The following is a 16241-nucleotide window of genomic DNA, read 5'->3' on the forward strand; positions in this document are numbered from 1 at the left end:
GAGATGCGGATCGACTCCCGGACCGGCCGGGACGTCGAGACCATGGCCAGCATCGGACGTGAGCGCGAAGTCCTGTTCAAGGCCGGGTCGCAGTTCGAGATCACCGGGATCGAAAAGGGCCCCGGCCACCCGGAGCACCCCGACTACGTCCACGGCTCCGGCGGCACCATGGACCAGCCGCAGTGGATCGTGCACGCCGAGGAGGTCACCGCCGGGGATCCGCGGCATCTCGGGGAGGCCGACGCTCGGCGCGCGATCGACGAGCGGCGGGCGCAGGAGGGGGCCGACGAAGAGCGGTTCCAGCGTGAGGCCGACGCCGAACTCGAGCGGTTCTACGCCGAGCACCCCGAGCTCAAGCCGAGCGGCAACCTGTTCAAGCTGCTGGGCGGCGGCGACGACGCCGAGCCGCCCGCGCCCGAGCGGCGGGTGCCGGCGACGCGGGCGCCCGCGGGTGGCTGGTCCCAGCTCGCCGAGCCGCTGACGCCTGGGGGCCAGCCCGTGCTGCACGCCGGGTCCGTCGAGTCCGCGCAGCAGCACGCGCGGCTCGTCCGCGACGCGCTTCCCGAGCTCGCCTCGGTCAACACCCGCAACCACTACGGCCCGGACGCCCTCGAACGCGGTTTCCGCACCAACGCCGCCGAGTCGATGGTCGCCTTCGAACGGCGGATGAACGGCGAGGACGTCGTCGCCGGGCCCGGCACGCACCAGCCGAGCCTCGCGCACGTCGGCGAGCAGCTCGGCGGCCGGTGGCAGAGCCGGGACGGCTTCGCCGACGTCGCTCACGAGCTGGGTGAACGTCCGGTCGGCGCGCGGACGGCCGTCGCCTTCGAGACCGGCGGCGAGCCGCGGCTGGTCGCCGGGGTGCACACCGAGCACGGCATCGTCTTCGCCGATCCTGTCACCGGACGGCTCGCCGAGCTGCCCCACGACGCCACCGGCATCCACGAGCTGCCCCTGGGACACCACGAGACGCTCACCGATCGGCTCAACCCGACGCCCGAGCGCGTCCCGCACGACGAGGCCTACCTCTTCGACGGCGAGCACCACGCCACCCCGGCCGACCACGAGAGCATCCGCCGCGCGGTCGGCGACGAAGGCGTCTACCAGGACATCCACGACCGCGCGCTCGCCCGCCGGGACGCCGCCGGCCTGCCTCTGACCGACGAGGGTGCCGTCGCGGTCCACGGCTACACCCGCGGTGAGTACGCCTACGACGTCAACGACGCCCTGCGCCGCGGGCCCGGCCACCCCGGGTTCGACCTCGCGCAGGAGAACACCCGCGCGATCGTCGACGGCCTCAACCAGGTCCCGAGGACGTCCGGCGAGACCGTCCGCGGGATCGACGTCGGTGGTGATCCGCGGCTGGCCGAGCTGGTCGCCGGGCCGTACGAGCCGGGCGCGGTGGTCGTCGAGCCCGCGTTCTCCAGCGCGTCCATCAAGACCGGCGAGCTCTCGAGCACGAAGTTCGGTGACGACGTCGAGCTGCACGTCCGGTCGGACAACCTGCGCGACATCTCGAAGCTCGCCGAGAACCCGGGCGAGCGCGAATCGCTGTCGCCGCCCGGGACGCAGCTGCTGGTGCACGACAAGCGGCTCGAGATCACGCCCGAGGGCCGCCGCAAGTGGGTGATCGACGCCGAGGAGATCGGGCCCGGCCACCCGCGCTACCTCGACCCCGAGGCCGCGCAGCAGAAGATGGCCGAGCGCCGCGCCGAGAACGAGCACAACGCGGCCGAGTTCGACCGCCGCAAGCAGGAGTCGATCGCCGAGCGCCTGGGCGGGCTCAACGAGCCCGTGCCGGAGCACCAACCGAAGGTCAGCGACGTCCTCGACAGCCCGGTCGAGCACGTCGAACCAGCGCCGCTCCACGACTACTCGTCCCTGGCGCGCGCGACGAACCCGCCCGCCGAGCCGGCCATCCACGCCGGTGCGGCGACGCCGTCGGAGCGCGCGGCCTACGTCCAGGACCGCCACCCGCACCTGCGCGAGGTCAACCCCGGCTTCCACGAGCCGGGCGCGCTGGAGAACGGGTACGTCTCGAACTGCACGCGCGGCCCCGAGGCGTACTGGGACCGGCTGCACGGCGGCAACGCGACGGCCGAGCCGGTCCCGCTGCACGAGATGGGCACCCGGGGCACGCTCGAGCACATCGAGAGCCGGTTCGGCGAGACGTTCTCCGGCCGCGCGAGCTACGACGACGTCATCCGCGAGATGCGCGAGCGGCCGGTGGACCACCACGCGGTGGTCGCGGTGAAGTACGACGGCCCGAACGGCGTCGAGTACGGGCACGTCGCGATGGTCGTGCACACCCGCGACGGAGTCGCGTTCATCGACCCGCAGTCCGGCGACCTGATGCACCTGCCGCACCCGCCGAAGGACATCAAGCTGCTGCACGTCGGGACGCCCGGCACCGAGCACGTCCAGACCGAGGTGCACGGCGAACACGGCGGCTACGGCATTTCCGAACCCGGCTTCCTGGACCGTGACGACGTCTCCGCGGCCCTCGACGGCCACGCGGACGCCGACTACATCCGCGCCCACCTCGGCGAGCACCCCGATCTGGTGCGGGTGCTCGCGGATCCGGCCAACGACTACCTGACGCGCTCGCTGCTCGACAACCCGAAGACGCTGGCCAGCCTGCTCAAGCACCCCGAGGCGATCCCGATCCTCGAAGACGCCGTCCACGAGGTGCACGAGCGCGGGTACCAAGTGATCGACGACGTCGAGCACCAGGGGGTCGAGCCGTTCGACCCGACTCCGGAGCAGGCGGAGATCTCCGCCGACGTGGCGTCGACCGCCATGGACGTCGACCGGGAGTTGCGGCTGCACGGGAGTTTCGACCTCGGCAGGGCCGGAGATCCGGAGTACTGCCGGCAGTGGGTCGCCGAGGAACGCGAGCGCTGGCCCGAAACCCAGGGCACGCTGAACCGCGTCACCGAGCGGATCGCGGGCGAGACCGACGGCCACGCGGGGTTCCGGCCGGAGCCCAAGGACGACGTGCGCGCTCTCGCCAAGATCGAGAAGTACGGCTGGAACGGCGCGAAGCTGCACGACCTCGTCGGCGCGAAGATCCAGTTCGAGCGCGTGGCGGACCTGTACCGCGCGCTGGACGCGGTGCGCCACGATCCCGAGCTGACGATCGTCGACTTCACCGACCGGCTGGCCGAGCCGAAGGGCAGCGGCTACCGGGACCTGCAGCTCAACGTGCGACTGCCCAACGGGCACGTGGCCGAACTGCGGTTGCACCTGACGCACATCGACGAGGTGGCGTCGTACGAGCACGCGCTCTACGAGGTGCGCCGCGACTTCGAGACCTTCAGCAGGAAGGACGGGCGCGACGGCCTCCTGTCGCCCGAAGAAGCGGCGCTCGACGCGGCGTTGACCGAGCAGGTCCGAGGCCGTTTCGAAGAAGCGTTCCGGCGGGGACTGACATCCGAGGAGAGCGGCTGATGGCCTTCGAGACGCCGATGTTCTACAAGTACTACTCCCGGACGTACCGGATCGACGCCACGCCCGACGGCGGCCTGGTCGGCTTCCTCCTCGACCTGCAGACCGGCTTCTTCGTCCAGGACAGCAGCCACATCCGCGAGGTCATCTGGTCGACCACCGAGTCGGACATCGGCGGTCCCTACAAGGAAGACCGCTTCGTCCAGGAGACCGAGCGAGAACGGGACTTCCACCTGACCGGCGACGGGCCGATCTTCGCGCTCTACGAGACGGTGGGCGGGCTCTACGAGCAGGCGAAGAAGCGGGAAAGCCGGCGGCTGGAGCCGCAGGAGTCCGCACTGGTCCAGTCGATCTACCAACGCACCTTCAAGATGTGGGAGGACGAAGCCACCCGGCGTGCGGCCGGTGAGGCGCCGACGTTCGAAGCCAAGCCGCGCTACCCGAGGCAATGATTCACGTGGAACAACGACTTTCGCCCGATGAGCAGCGCACCCTCCTGGTGCGACTGGGAAAGCTCGTGCGCGAGCACCGGGCCGACGCCGAACGGCCTGCCGTCGTCGACTTCCGGCAGGTCGGCAAGTACGTCGAGATCGAGGCGCACAACGCCGCGCCGTCGGACGAGTTCGCCGAGCTCTTCACCCGGCTGCGGCAGGGGATGTACACCGAGGACCGCGGCACCTGGCTGCAGGCGCGGTTCACGCTCGTCCCCGACGGCACCTTCGACTTCGACTTCGCGCTCGACGACGATCCCGTCTGGACGGACGCGCCCGAGCCGGCGGCCTACCCCGAGGAGCTCGGCGAGTTCCCCCGGGCCGACGAGCACATCCCGGACTGGTGGCGGCTGCGCGCGCAGCTCCCGCTCGGTGTCGTGTTCCGGTACGCGGACGTCGGCGGGCCGGACGCCGACCGGCCGCCGCTGACCGACACCGAGGCGCCGCTGGTGCTGCAGTACCTCGAGCGCGAAGCCGTTGTGCTGGACGGCGACGGGCTCGGCGTGGACGTCTTCGCGCCCGAAGAGCCGGCCGACGTCCCCGAGCGCCACCACACCGACGGCACCTGGATCTGGCCCGCGTCGGTGCCGCACTACCTGGCGAAGTACGGCCTTCCGCCCGAACCGGACCTGGTCGCGCACATCCGGCTGCGCCACTACCAGCCGCCGTACGTCGAGCAGCTCGTCCGGCGGACCGCCGAGGCGGACCTGCTGGGGAAGCCGCGGCCGAAGGCGGGCCGCGCCGACGTGAAGACGACCGGGGGAGACGTCGTCGCGGAGCTGGAGACCACCCCGGACCCGCGGCTGGACGACGAGGAGCTGCTGACCGTCCTGGTGCGACGCCTCGGCGAGCACGGGGTGTGGCCCGAGGCCTACCGCGTCGGCGACCGCGCGGACGGCACGTGGTGCCTCAACTACACGCGGGACGGCTGGGAGGTCGCGGCGTACGCCGAGGGCGCACCCCGGACGCCGAGGTACTTCGACCGGCTCGAGGACGCCGCCCAGCAGTTGCTCGGGGCGTTGCTGCTGCACCCCGCCCGGATGACCGCCGGCCACGAAACGCCGTTGGAGACCGCCCGGGAACTGGACGACTGGCCGGTCCACCCGGCCCCGGGTGAGCCTCCCCTCACCCTGCTCCGCAACAAGCGCATCACCCGGCTGGTGGCGGGTACGGTCGTTCTGCGCTTCGGCGAGGAACCCGGCAACCTCGTTCACCACGGGGAGGTACGGTTCGCCACGACGTCGCTGCCACTCGAACGTGAGCGGGTGCGGCGGAGTTACCGGCTGAGACGCCCCTTGCACGTGATCACCGGCATCACGGTCCCGTGGGCGAACCTGCCCGGTGGTGCGGTGGCCTGCGTGCTGCCGAAGACGATCGCCGAGCACGAGTCCGACGGAAGCCTGGAGAGGATCGAGTAGGTGGAAGCGGCGGAAGCGATTGCCAAGGTCGGCCAGTGGCTGCGCGCGGTGCACGGCCCGGACGTCTCCGGTCCCGCCGGGCTCCGGGTGGACACCGAAAAGGTGCTGCGCATCCCCGAGGGCTGGTCGGTGCCCTACAACACGATCGCGTTCCTCGACGAGGGACGGCCGGACAAGGAGATCTTCCCGCCGCCGTCGGTGGTGGTCCGCGAGCCGGACGGCGAGCTGCGCCAGGCGCACCCGCACCCGGGCGGGCTGTCGGTCCCGGTGGCGTTCCCCGGGCAGGAGAACTGGCGCGAGGTCGTCGACCCCGAGTACGTGAAGGCCGGGCTCGGCGAGCTGGGCGTGCCGCTGCAGGCCGTCGCCGGCTGGGTGAAGGTCGACGCCGACGGCAACCAGACCGGCGAGGAGCGCGAGAACCCGGAGTACAAGGCCGGGCCGATCCGCCGCGGTTACCCGAAGCCGGAGAACACCCTCGAGACGCTGCTGTCGTTCGCGAGCGTCGGCTGGCTGACGCGGGAGCTGCTGCTCATCGGGCTGATCCGGTGCGAGGTGTTCGTCCCCCTCGACCTGGAGACCGGCAAGACGGACCGGTTCTACTTCGCCGAGGAGCGCAACGAGCTCAAGGTCTTCAGCTCGACGCGGCACCTGCCTTCGCGCGAGCACGGCTGGTGGCGGGTCGACGTCGCCACGCTCGCCGAGTTCGAGCACCCGCCGAACCTGGTGATCAACGGCGGCCCGACGACCATCGAAGACGTCTCCAGTGGCGAGCTCGCCGAGATCGTCAAGCGGTTCCCGCGGCACGAGCCGCGCATCGACGTGCACGGCCGGTGCCCGGAGGCCGAGGAGGACCTGATCCGCGTCGCCGCCGACACGGCGTCGCGGATGGGGCTGCCGAGCCCGGTCAAGCCGCCGCTCGCCGCGGCCGAGAGGGCCCGCAAGCGCGGCTACGAACTCACCGCCGAGGAGTGCGCGAAGACCGTGCTCGGCGAGTCGTGGCTGAAGCGGATGACCATGCCCGAACCGCCGCGCAGCAAGCCCAACGACCTGCGTGCGAACGGCCTGGCCCCGACGTACGACAACACCGGGCGCCCGGTCCCGCGGCTGGACACGTTCGGCAAGTACTTCGAGCGGGACCTCGACGGGTTCCGCTACGGCTGGCAGCGCGTCACGGGTGCGTACGTCGGCTTCGCCCTCGGCGAAGCGCTCGGCGCCGCGGTCGACCGGATGCCGCTCCACGACATCCACGCGAAGTTCGGCATCGAGGGTGTCACCGACCTGGTCCAGGCGTTCGACCAGCCGGGCCGGATCGGCTCGCTGACGCAGCGGCTGCTGTTCTACACCGAGGCCGTGATCCGCAGCCCGCACCGCGAGCAGCCGGAGTCGCGCGAGGCCGAGCAGCTCCTGCCGGACGTCACCCGCGGGGCGCTGCAGCGCTGGCTGCGCACCCAGGGCGCGCCGCTGGACCACCCGGACGGCTGGCTCGTGCAGGTCGCGGACCTGCACGCCCGGCGTGACGCCGACGACGCCGAGCTCAACGCCTACCACCAGCTCGCCACCGGGGCCGCCGGGGCGTCGCCGATGACCGGGCCGGCCGCGCTGATCCCCGCGCTGCCCGCCGCGCTCACCATGGCCGGGCCCGGGAGCGGCGTCAGCGGCGGCGCGCGCCAGGTCGTGCGCGAGCTGGCCGGCGTCACCCACCCCGGCGAGCAGGACCTGGCCACGGCGACGTACCTGACGTGGCTGTTCGAGCAGGCGCTGACCAAGGACGCGTTCAGCTTCCCGATCTGGAACCTCGGCCGCGAGGTCCTCAACCCGGAGAACACCTTCCAGCAGGGTCCGGAGTGGACCGAGATCAAGGAGATGGTCGCCGAGTCGGTGCCGTTCTTCGGTGAGCACGGCCTGCCCGACCTGCGGATGCCGGAGCTGATCGGCGACGGCAAGACCACCCTCTCGGTGCTCGGGCGCGCGTTCGCCGCGTTGTCCGGGTTCGAGAACTACCCGGAGCAGGCGCTGCTGCGGGCGGTCAACCACTCCGGCCGCAGCGCGCTCACCGGCGCGATCGCCGGCGCCCTGCTCGGCGCGCGCACCGGGATCCCCGGGCTGCCGCAGAAGTGGGTCGACCAGCTGGAGCTGCGCTACCTGGTCGAGAACGTGGCTTCGGACGCCTACTGGCACTTCGACCGGCACTCGGCGCTGAGCGCGCTGGGCGACCAGTGGATCGAGCGGTACCCGCGGCACTAGCTCGAGGATGGGGAGCATGAGCGAGATCGACGACAGCTTCGTCGAGTGGCGTCCGGACGTCGACCCGGAGTTCGACGAAAAGGCGTTCCCGGACTTCGGCATCCCGGTGCGCGCCATCCGCGGCTGGACGCAGTTCACGCTGTACGGGGAGCCGACGGGCCGCCGTCGCGCCAACGAGCAGTACACCTCCGGCCCGGTCTGGCGCGGCTTCCCGGAGCCGACGACGGACGCCGGGAAGCTCCTCAACTACCTCGGCGCGAACTGGATCAGCCGTGCCGAGTTCGCGCAGGCATTGCTGGACGTCGAGGTGCTGGTGCCGACACCGGACGGCGAGCCGCTGCTGCGGCCGGTGCCCGGGACGCCGGGCCACGAGGTCATCGTCTACAGCTCGTCCGCGAAGGTGCCCGGCCGGTATCCCCAGCGGTGGCGGGTGGTCGTGCGCGAGCTGCTGCGGCACCGGCCGGGGACCGGCCTGACGCTCGACCCGGGCACCGGGCTCGTCCGCAGCCTGGCCGCGTCCGAGCTGACCGACGCCCAGGCCGACACCGAGCCCCGGCCGTGGATCGACGAGCCCGCGCCCGAAACCGGCCCGGAGGTCGCCGAGGCACTGCCCGCGCTGGTCGCCGAGTTCGGCATCGAGCCGCCGGACCTGCTCACCCGCCACCTGCGGTACGCCGTCGACCAGGCCCGTGACCACCGCGTCGAGCTGACGCCGGACGAGTGCCTGCGGTACCTGCGCGGGTTCGCCTGGCAGTACCGCAACGGCGTCCGGCGCCGGGCGGGCCAGACCCCGGAATGGCCGGCCGACCTGGGTGCGAACGGCTTGATCGCGCACGTCGGCGAGGACGCCGGCGCGCGGCCGGTGCCGTGGACGTTCGGCAAGTTCTTCGCGCCGGGCACGCTGGCCGGACGCTTTGCATGGCACCGGATCGTCGGCGCGTACGTCGGTTTCGCGATCGGGGACGCGCTCGGCGGCGGCGCGACGGGCACCTTGCCGCTGGGCGGGCTGACCCGCCACCTGCTGTTCCACACCGACATCGTGCTGCGCGGCCTGCCGCCGGTGCCGACCGGCGACGTGCCGGCCACGCTGCCGGATCCGGACCCGGTCGGCTGGCTGGCGGTCGCGACGCGGCGCGCGGGTCCCGCACCCGACGACCTCTCGACGTTGCTGGTCACGGCCCTGGCCGCGACGACGGCGGGAGCGGTCGCGATCGAAGGCGTCGACGGCGAGCAGTACGCGAAGGACGTCGGCCGCGCGTTGACCGGCGACGCCGGGGGCGAGATCGCCGAGGGCGTCGACCTGCTGGTCGCGGTGTTCCAGGCCCTGCTCACGCGCGAGGAGTACGCGCTGCCGGTGCACCTGCGGCTGCGTGAGATCGGCGGCGAGCCGGCGGAACAGACGCTGGCCCTGCGCGAAGACCGCGACGCCGACGACGTCACGCAGCTCGAGAGCATCGGTGACGGCCGGAGCGTCCGGTCGGTGCTGGGCCGCGCGCTGTTCGCCGCGGCCAAGCGCGGCTACGACCCGGAAGCGGCGATCACGCTCGCCGCCCGCTCCGGCCCGGTCGCCGGCGCCGTCGCGGGTGCGCTGGCCGGCGCGCGGCTCGGCGTGCCCGGCCTGCCCGCGGCCTGGGTAGCGGCGCTGCAGGACCTCGGGCTGCTCGACGACGTCGCCAGCGACGTCTTCTGGTACTTCAACCGCAACGGCCTCCAGACGGAGACGGCCGAACACGCGCGCTGGGAGCGCCGGTACCCGAGCGGCCGGTTCACCCCCGCGGCGCCGAAGGGACCGGACTTGCGCTCACGGCTGCGCGGCAGCATCCTCGCCGGCGCGATCGGGGACGCGCTCGGCGCGAAGACCGAGTTCGACTCGATCGACCGGATCCGCGAGCTCACCGGGCCGGACGGCATCACCGACTTCATCCCCGCGTACGGCGGCGTCGGCCGGATCACCGACGACACGCAGATGACCCTGTTCACGCTCGAAGCGCTGATCCGCGCGCACGCCCAGCGCCGCCGGACGGGCTCCGCCGACGTCGCGCACTCGCTGCAGCTGGCCTACCAGCGCTGGCTGCACACCCAGGGCGTCGCGTGGGACCGGGCGCGCGGGCCGCAGTCGCCCGTCGAGGCGCCGGACGGCTGGCTGGTCACGCACCAGGAGCTGTTCAGCCGCCGCGCGCCGGGGCTGACGTGCTTCGGCGAGCTGGAGGCCTACGGCCGGTCCGGCGTCCGCGGCACCATCGACCGGCCGGTGAACAACTCGAAGGGCTGCGGCGGGGTGATGCGCGCGGCGCCGGTCGCGCTCTGGTCGGACGACCTCGCCGAGGTCTTCCGGCTCGGCGCGGAGAGCGCGGCGCTGACCCACGGTCACCCGAGCGGGTATTTGTCGTCGGGCTGCTTCGCGGTGGTCGTGCACGAACTGCTGCACGGAAAGGCCCTGCTCGACGCCGTCGCGACGGCCCGGGCCGAGCTGGTGAAGTACCCGGCGCACGAGGAGCAGAGCGCGGCACTCGACGCCGCGCTGGCGCTGGCGGAGCAGGGCCCGCCGACGCCGGAGAAGGTGGAGTCGCTCGGGCAGGGCAACGTCGGTGAGACGGCGTTGTCGATGTCGGTGTACGTCGCGTTGACCACGACGGACCCCGACTCGGCCCTGCTCGCGGCGGTCAACCACAGCGGGGACAGCGATTCGACCGGCTCGGTCTGCGGCAACCTCGTCGGCGCGATGTACGGCGAGGAAGCACTGCGGCGGAGCTGGCTCGACCAGCTCGAGCTGCGCGATGTCATGGTCGAGCTGGCGGACGACGCGCTCACCGAGTTCGGCGCGGATGCGCCGGACGAAGACCGGTGGTTCGCTCGGTACCCGCTCGACTAGATTTCTGGGGTCACTGGGGTCAGGGGAGGACAAAACGTGCGTTACCGGGTTGAGGTGGCCGAACGCCCGGACGGCCTGTACGCGGCGTGGGGTGAGGGGACCTTCCGCGCGCAGCGCTCCACGACGGACGGCACGGTGCTGCTGTCCGTGCTTCCGGAGGAGGAGCCGCCGGACGGCTTCGACAAGGAGCACGACGGGCGTCCGGCGCGGGTGGTGCCGGCGAGCGAGGTCTCGTCGACGTTCACGCTGCGCACCTACTGCGACTACGACGACGAGGTCTTCGAGGTCGCTCCGGGCGAGCGACCCGAGCTGACCCTGCGCTGGGTCCGGGACGACGCCGCCCGCGCGGCGCAGCTGGGCCTGACCGACTTCTCGGCGACCGTGCCGGCGAAGCAGGTCAAGGCGATCTGGCAGGCACGGCAGGACTTCACCGAGTCGCCCGACGCGCGCCCGAAGCCGGGCACCGGCGACCAGAACGCGCTGCTGCGGGCCATCGGGCGGACGCTGCTGCACACGGTGCCGGGCGGCTGGGCCCGCGTCGGCGCGCAGTTCCGGCAGGTCGGCGACTACTCCGAGATCGAGCTGCGCGCGGTCGGCGACGAGGACGGCCCGGTTTCGGTGTCGCTGCCCGCGGTGCCGCGCCTCGGCGGGCTCTTCGCGCAGCTGCGCTCGGCGATGTACCAGCCCGAGTCCGGGACGTGGTTCCAGGGCACGTTCACGCTGGACTCGGCCTCGCAGTTCGACTTCGACTTCGACGCCGACCGCGAGCCGGACTGGCGGGTCCCGCCGAACGACGGCGGCCGGCCGTCGACCGCGGCCTACGAACTGGAGCTGGGGACGTTCCCGCGCTCGGCGAAGCACCTGCCGGCGTGGCTCACCGCCCGCGCCGGGCTGCCGCTGGACCTGACCTTCCGCGTGGCCCGGGCCGCCGACTCGCACGCCGAGGGCGAGCGTCCGGTCGTCAACCGTCCGCCGGTGCCGCCGGACCAGGTCCGCGGGGTGCTCGACTACCTGTTCCGGGCGCCGGTCGCGGTCCGGCGGCCCGCGCCGCTGCCGGACATCTTCGGCAAGCCCGGCTCGCCGCCGGACGTGCCGAACGCGTTCCACACCGACGGCACCTGGATCTGGCCCGCCGCCGTGCCGCACTACCTGCGCAAGTACGGGGTGCCGCCGGAGCCGGAGCTGGTCGAGCACGCGCGCGCGGCGGGCTTCCGGCCGCCGTTCGTCGGGGAGCTCGTCCGGGCGACGGCGGAGGCGGAGGTCGCCGGCCACCCGCGGCCGCCGCAGACGGCCGCCGACCTGCCCGACGACCGCGCGCTCAGCCGCGTGGCCCAGGGCGAGCAGGTGCGGAACCTCAAGGGCGCGGAGACGCTGGAGCTGCTCCAGCACCGGCTCGCCGAGCACGGGGTGCCCGCCGCGGCCTACCGGATCGGCGCGACCGAGGTCCCCGCCGAGGGCGTCTGGACGCTGCGCCGAGCCGAGAACGGCTGGGAGGTCTCCCGGCCGCCCGCCGACGAGCCGGTGGCGTTCGGCTCGCTCGGTGACGCGGCCCGCTTCCTGCTCGGCGTGCTGCTGATGCAGCCGGCGCGCCCGGCGGAGGAGTCCGACCAGCCCGCCGACTGGCCGATCCTGCCGATGCGCGGCGAGCCGCCGTTGAACTTCTACCGCGGCAAGCGCGTGATCGTGCTGCCGCCGGGGACGACGGTCGTCCGGTTCGGCAACGAGACCGGCAACCTGGTGCACGCCGAGCCGACGCGGTTCGTCGAGACGTCGCTGGCGTTCGAGCGCGAGCGAGAGCGGCGGCTGTACCGGGTGCAGCGCGCCATCCGGGTGCTGACCGGCGTCACCGCGCCGTGGGGCGGGATGCCGGGCGGCGCGATCGCGTACCTGCTGCCGCGGCCGCTCGCCCAGCACCTCGAGACGGGCTCGCTCAGCAGGCAGTGATCAGGACGGCGGGCGACCACCAGTAGTCGGCGAGCGGTTCGACGCCGACGTCGGTGAAGCCCGCCGTCGTCAGCTGCTCGGCCCAGACGGCGGCCGGGTGCTCCCAGTTCGTCCGCTCCTGCCCGGCGACGAGGCCAAGCAGCACCGGCAGCAGGAACCCCTGCGCGACCAACGACGCGTCTTCGCCGTACTCGGCGACACCGCGCTCGTAGCGCTCGACCAGCGAGCGAAGGTGCTCCGGCGAACCTTCGGTGAATTCCGGGACGTCGAACTCGGCGAGCACCAGCGTCCCGGTGCGCTGCTGAAGCGTGCGAAGCACCTCCGCGCGCTGCTCCGGCTCGATCGACTGCAACGCGAACGTCGACTGGACGAAGTCCCAGCCGAGGTCGTCGCGGGCCAGGAACTCCTGCGCGGTCGACTGCCAGCACTGCGCCGACGGCACCCGTTCGTGGACGCCCTCGAGCAGCGCGGCCGACGGCTCGACGAGGTCGATCCGGCTGGGCAGGTGCGCGGCCTGCTCGAGCGCGGGCACGACGGCCAGGCCGTCACCGCAGCCGAGGTCGAGCAGCGACTCCGGCTTCGCGGCGTCGTAGCGGGCGGCGAGCTCGGCGCTCAGCGCCCGGTAGAGGCCGACGTTGCCCCCACCGCGGATGAACGCCGTGAACGCGCTGGGCTGGTCGTACACCGGCGCCGAGCCGTCCGAAGCCAGGTAGGTCCGCAGCTCGTCGGCCAGGATGGAACCGTCGCGGCCGGCTTGCCCGGCGAGTTCGGTGGCCCGGTCGCGGTCACCGGCGCGGTGGGCGGCGAGGGCGTCGGCGAGCAGCTCGATCGAGGTCATGCACAGGAGATATCAGAACGGGACCCACAACGTCACCCGGGTGCCCCCGCCGGGGAGGTCCGACTCCACCAGCGACGTCCCGCCGACCTCGGCCAGGCGCGCGGTGATGGACTCGCTGATGCCGAACCCGGCCGGGCGGTCGGCCGCGCTGAAGCCGGTGCCGTGGTCGCGGGTGATGACCGCGATCCCGCCGTCCCGCTCCTCGACGCGCACGACGACCCGGTCGGTGCCGGAGTGCTTCATCGTGTTCCGCAGGGCCTCGCGGACGGCGTCGCGGATGGCGATCTGGCGGACCTCGGACAGCGTGTCGTCGTCCAGCTCGGCCACAACGAGCTGGGCGCGCAGCCCGTCGCGCGCCATCTCGGCGGCGAGCGCGGCGAGCTTCTCGCCCAGCGGCCGGGCCCCGGCCTCGGCGCGTTCGGAGGCCGCCGACTCGATGGTGTGCCGGATCTCCATCGCCTGCGCCCGAGCCAGCCGCTGGATCTCGACCAGCCGCTCTTCGGGGTTCGTGGTGCCGGCCAGCGCCATCGCCTCGAGGGTCTGGAGCACGGTGTCGTGCAGCATCCGGTGCTGCTGGGCGCGCTCGGCGAGCCGGCCGTTGCGGGTGCCGTAGGCCAGCGCGAGCCGCGTGCCGAGGCCGGTCAGCACCAGCGCGGCGGTCGCCAGGAACATCAGCGCGAGCAGCGCGGAGTACGTCGAGAACGCGGCGCCGACGTGGAACTGGCCGGTGTTCAGCCAGTTCGCCAGCATCCGCAGCGGGAAGCTGACCAGCGCGAAGACCAGCCCGGCCGGGACGCCGAGGGCCAGCGTGAGCAGCCCGGCCTCGCCGAACAGGTGGACGCTGCTGACCGCGAGCGCGTCGAAGTACGCCTCCTGCGGCACGGTCAGCGCCAGGACCAGCGGCGAGAGCACGGTGAAGGCGAGGTCGACGGCCAGCAGCTTCCCGGCGTCGCGACCACGGAACGGCGCCGAGCGGAACATCCAGCGGAAGCCGATGACGTTCAGCACGACCGAGAGCAGGGTGAACAGGCCGACCGGCAGCAACCCGGTCGTCCCGTGCTCGAAGACGTGGAAGGCGAACTGGCCCGGCACGGCGAGCAGCCGGTAGGCGAGCGGGATGAGCACGACGTACCGGGTGGCGCGCAGCAGCAGGCCGTCGCGCTGGGCCGGGTCGATCGGCCCGGCCATCTTCGAGATCCGCTTCAGCGCGTGGATCGGGGTCGGGTCGCCGACCTCGTCCGGCAGCTCGCTGGTCGCCGTCGCGATCGCGGGCGCGCCCTGGCGCAGCAACGCCACGAAGAAGCTGCCCCCGCCCACCACTTTCGGCGAGTCGGGCGCTTCGGTGGACATCGCGCAGACAACTCCCTGGTCACATCGGTGAGCCGAGGTCCGGAGTATCCCCAATCCGTGGCGGCGAGGTCCAGCGTTCCACGGATTTCACGGAAATGGTCAGCTTTCCGGGGGCTCCGGGTGGCGGAGCCCCCGGCGCGGGGCGAAGCCCCGGATGGCACCGTCAGGAGTTTCCGATTCCCTCCGCCTGCGCCCACTTCTTCAACTCCGCCACGGCGTCGTCGTGGTCCAGCGGCCCGCGGTCCAGGCGCAGCTCCTTGAGGAACTTCCACGCCTTGCCGACGTCCGGGCCCGGCTTGAGGCCGAGCAGCTCCATGATCTCCTCGCCGTTGAGGTCCGGCCGCACGCGGTCGAGGTCCTCCTTGGCCTTGAGCGCGGTGATCCGGGCCTCGAGGTCGTCGTAGGTCGCCTGCAGCGCGGCCGCCTTCTTGCGGTTGCGCGTGGTGCAGTCGGCGCGGACGAGCTTGTGCAGCCGGCTCAACAGCGGGCCGGCGTCGGTGACGTACCGGCGGACCGCCGAATCCGTCCACTCGCCCTTGCCGTAGCCGTGGAACCGCAGGTGGAGGAACACGAGCTGGGAGACGTCGTCGATGATCTCCTTGGAGAACTTCAGCGCCCGCAAACGTTTGCGGGCCATCCGCGCCCCGACCACCTCGTGGTGGTGGAAGCTCACGCCGCCGCCGGCCTGGAACTCCCGCGTCGCCGGCTTCCCGACGTCGTGCAGCAGCGCCGCCAGCCGCAGGATCAGGTCGGGCTCCGACGTCGGCTCGTGCGAGGTCTCCAGGTCGATCGCCTGGGCCAGCACGGTCAGCGAGTGCTGGTAGACGTCCTTGTGCTGGTGGTGCTCGTCGATCGCCAGCCGCATCCCGGAGACCTCGGGCAGCACGCGGTCGGCCAGCCCGGTGTCGACCAGCAGCTCCAGGCCCGGGCGCGGATCGGCGGCCAGCAGCAGCTTGGACAGCTCGGCCTGCACCCGCTCGGCGGTGATCCGGTCGATCTCCTCGGCCATCGACGTCATCGCGTCGACCACCCGCGGCGCGGCGGTGAAGCCCAGCTGGGCGGCGAAGCGCGCGGCCCGCAGCATCCGCAGCGGGTCGTCGGCGAAGGACTCCTGCGGCGTCGCCGGGGTGTCGAGCACCCGCTCGGCCAGCGCGTGCAGCCCGTCGTGCGGGTCGATGAACGTCTTGGACGCGAGCTCGATGGCCATCGCGTTGACCGTGAAGTCGCGGCGCAGCAGGTCACCCTCGATGGTGTCGCCGAAGGTGACCTCGGGGTTGCGGCCGACGCGGTCGTAGGTGTCGGCGCGGAACGTCGTGATCTCGAGCTGCATGCCCTTCTTCGTCACGCCGACCGTGCCGAAGGCGATCCCGACGTCCCAGACCGCGTCGCCCCACTCGCTGACGATCTTCAGCACCCGGTCCGGCCGCGCGTCCGTGGTGAAGTCGAGATCGCCGGAGCGCCGGCCGAGCAGCGCGTCACGCACGCTGCCGCCGACAAGGTACAGGCGGTGACCCGCCCTGGCGAACCTTTCCGCCAGCTCTTCCGCCAGGGGAGAGACCTGCATCTGCTCCACCACCGCGTTCTGCTTGGCGACCACGTCGTTCACGGAAAACCCACTACGTTCGGGTGCGATTACT

General features: G+C 72.5%; 9 protein-coding genes. 6 read left to right on the top strand and 3 right to left on the bottom strand.

Annotation, left to right across the window (positions count from 1 at the left end):
* Positions 1 to 3 precede the first annotated feature (3 nt).
* Genes VA596_RS09730 through VA596_RS09755 form a run of 6 tightly spaced genes read left to right on the top strand, consistent with a single transcriptional unit; the run spans position 4 to position 12416 of the window.
* Positions 4 to 3450, top strand: coding sequence for a toxin glutamine deamidase domain-containing protein (locus tag VA596_RS09730; protein ID WP_323325217.1), 3447 nt, complete (start codon positions 4 to 6; stop codon positions 3448 to 3450).
* A complete protein-coding gene (locus VA596_RS09735) occupies positions 3450 to 3899 on the top strand; it encodes a hypothetical protein (RefSeq protein WP_323325219.1) in 450 nt (149 codons plus the stop codon). The genes VA596_RS09730 and VA596_RS09735 overlap by 1 nt, the downstream gene beginning before the upstream one ends.
* Positions 3896 to 5356 (top strand): TNT domain-containing protein, encoded by a 1461-nt coding sequence (locus VA596_RS09740; protein WP_323325221.1) that lies wholly within the window; start codon positions 3896 to 3898, stop codon positions 5354 to 5356. Before VA596_RS09735 ends, VA596_RS09740 begins: the two co-directional genes overlap by 4 nt.
* On the top strand, positions 5357 to 7600 hold the full coding sequence (locus VA596_RS09745) for an ADP-ribosylglycohydrolase family protein (protein ID WP_323325223.1): 2244 nt from the start codon (positions 5357 to 5359) through the stop codon (positions 7598 to 7600).
* 16 nt (positions 7601 to 7616) lie between these two features.
* Positions 7617 to 10472, top strand: coding sequence for an ADP-ribosylglycohydrolase family protein (locus VA596_RS09750; protein WP_323325225.1), 2856 nt, complete (start codon positions 7617 to 7619; stop codon positions 10470 to 10472).
* Between the two features lie 36 nt (positions 10473 to 10508).
* Positions 10509 to 12416: a TNT domain-containing protein gene (locus tag VA596_RS09755; protein ID WP_323325226.1), complete on the top strand. Its 1908-nt coding sequence runs from the start codon at positions 10509 to 10511 to the stop codon at positions 12414 to 12416.
* Here VA596_RS09755 and VA596_RS09760 read toward each other — a convergent pair.
* The 3 genes from VA596_RS09760 to VA596_RS09770 all read right to left on the bottom strand — a co-directional run bounded on the left by VA596_RS09760 (position 12403) and on the right by VA596_RS09770 (position 16210).
* Positions 12403 to 13254 carry a class I SAM-dependent methyltransferase gene (locus VA596_RS09760; protein ID WP_323325228.1) on the bottom strand — a complete coding sequence of 284 codons (852 nt, stop codon included), beginning with the start codon at positions 13252 to 13254 and terminating at the stop codon, positions 12403 to 12405. The genes VA596_RS09755 and VA596_RS09760 overlap by 14 nt on opposite strands.
* A gap of 12 nt (positions 13255 to 13266) precedes the next feature.
* Entirely contained in the window at positions 13267 to 14604 is a 1338-nt protein-coding gene (locus VA596_RS09765) for a sensor histidine kinase (protein ID WP_323325230.1), read from the bottom strand.
* Between the two features lie 163 nt (positions 14605 to 14767).
* On the bottom strand, positions 14768 to 16210 hold the full coding sequence (locus VA596_RS09770) for a CCA tRNA nucleotidyltransferase (protein WP_323325232.1): 1443 nt from the start codon (positions 16208 to 16210) through the stop codon (positions 14768 to 14770).
* Positions 16211 to 16241 lie beyond the last annotated feature (31 nt).

Source organism: Amycolatopsis heterodermiae, assembly GCF_034929455.1.
Taxonomy (GTDB): domain Bacteria; phylum Actinomycetota; class Actinomycetes; order Mycobacteriales; family Pseudonocardiaceae; genus Amycolatopsis; species Amycolatopsis heterodermiae.

Excerpts from the sequence above, each read along its gene's own strand:
- VA596_RS09730 (WP_323325217.1), top strand. The coding sequence starts at position 4 with ATGCGGATCGACTCCCGGACCGGCCGGGACGTCGAGACCATGGCCAGC.
- VA596_RS09760 (WP_323325228.1), bottom strand. The coding sequence starts at position 13,254 with ATGACCTCGATCGAGCTGCTCGCCGACGCCCTCGCCGCCCACCGCGCC.
- VA596_RS09735 (WP_323325219.1), top strand. The coding sequence starts at position 3,450 with ATGGCCTTCGAGACGCCGATGTTCTACAAGTACTACTCCCGGACGTAC.
- VA596_RS09750 (WP_323325225.1), top strand. The coding sequence starts at position 7,617 with ATGAGCGAGATCGACGACAGCTTCGTCGAGTGGCGTCCGGACGTCGAC.
- VA596_RS09765 (WP_323325230.1), bottom strand. The coding sequence starts at position 14,604 with ATGTCCACCGAAGCGCCCGACTCGCCGAAAGTGGTGGGCGGGGGCAGC.
- VA596_RS09740 (WP_323325221.1), top strand. The coding sequence starts at position 3,896 with ATGATTCACGTGGAACAACGACTTTCGCCCGATGAGCAGCGCACCCTC.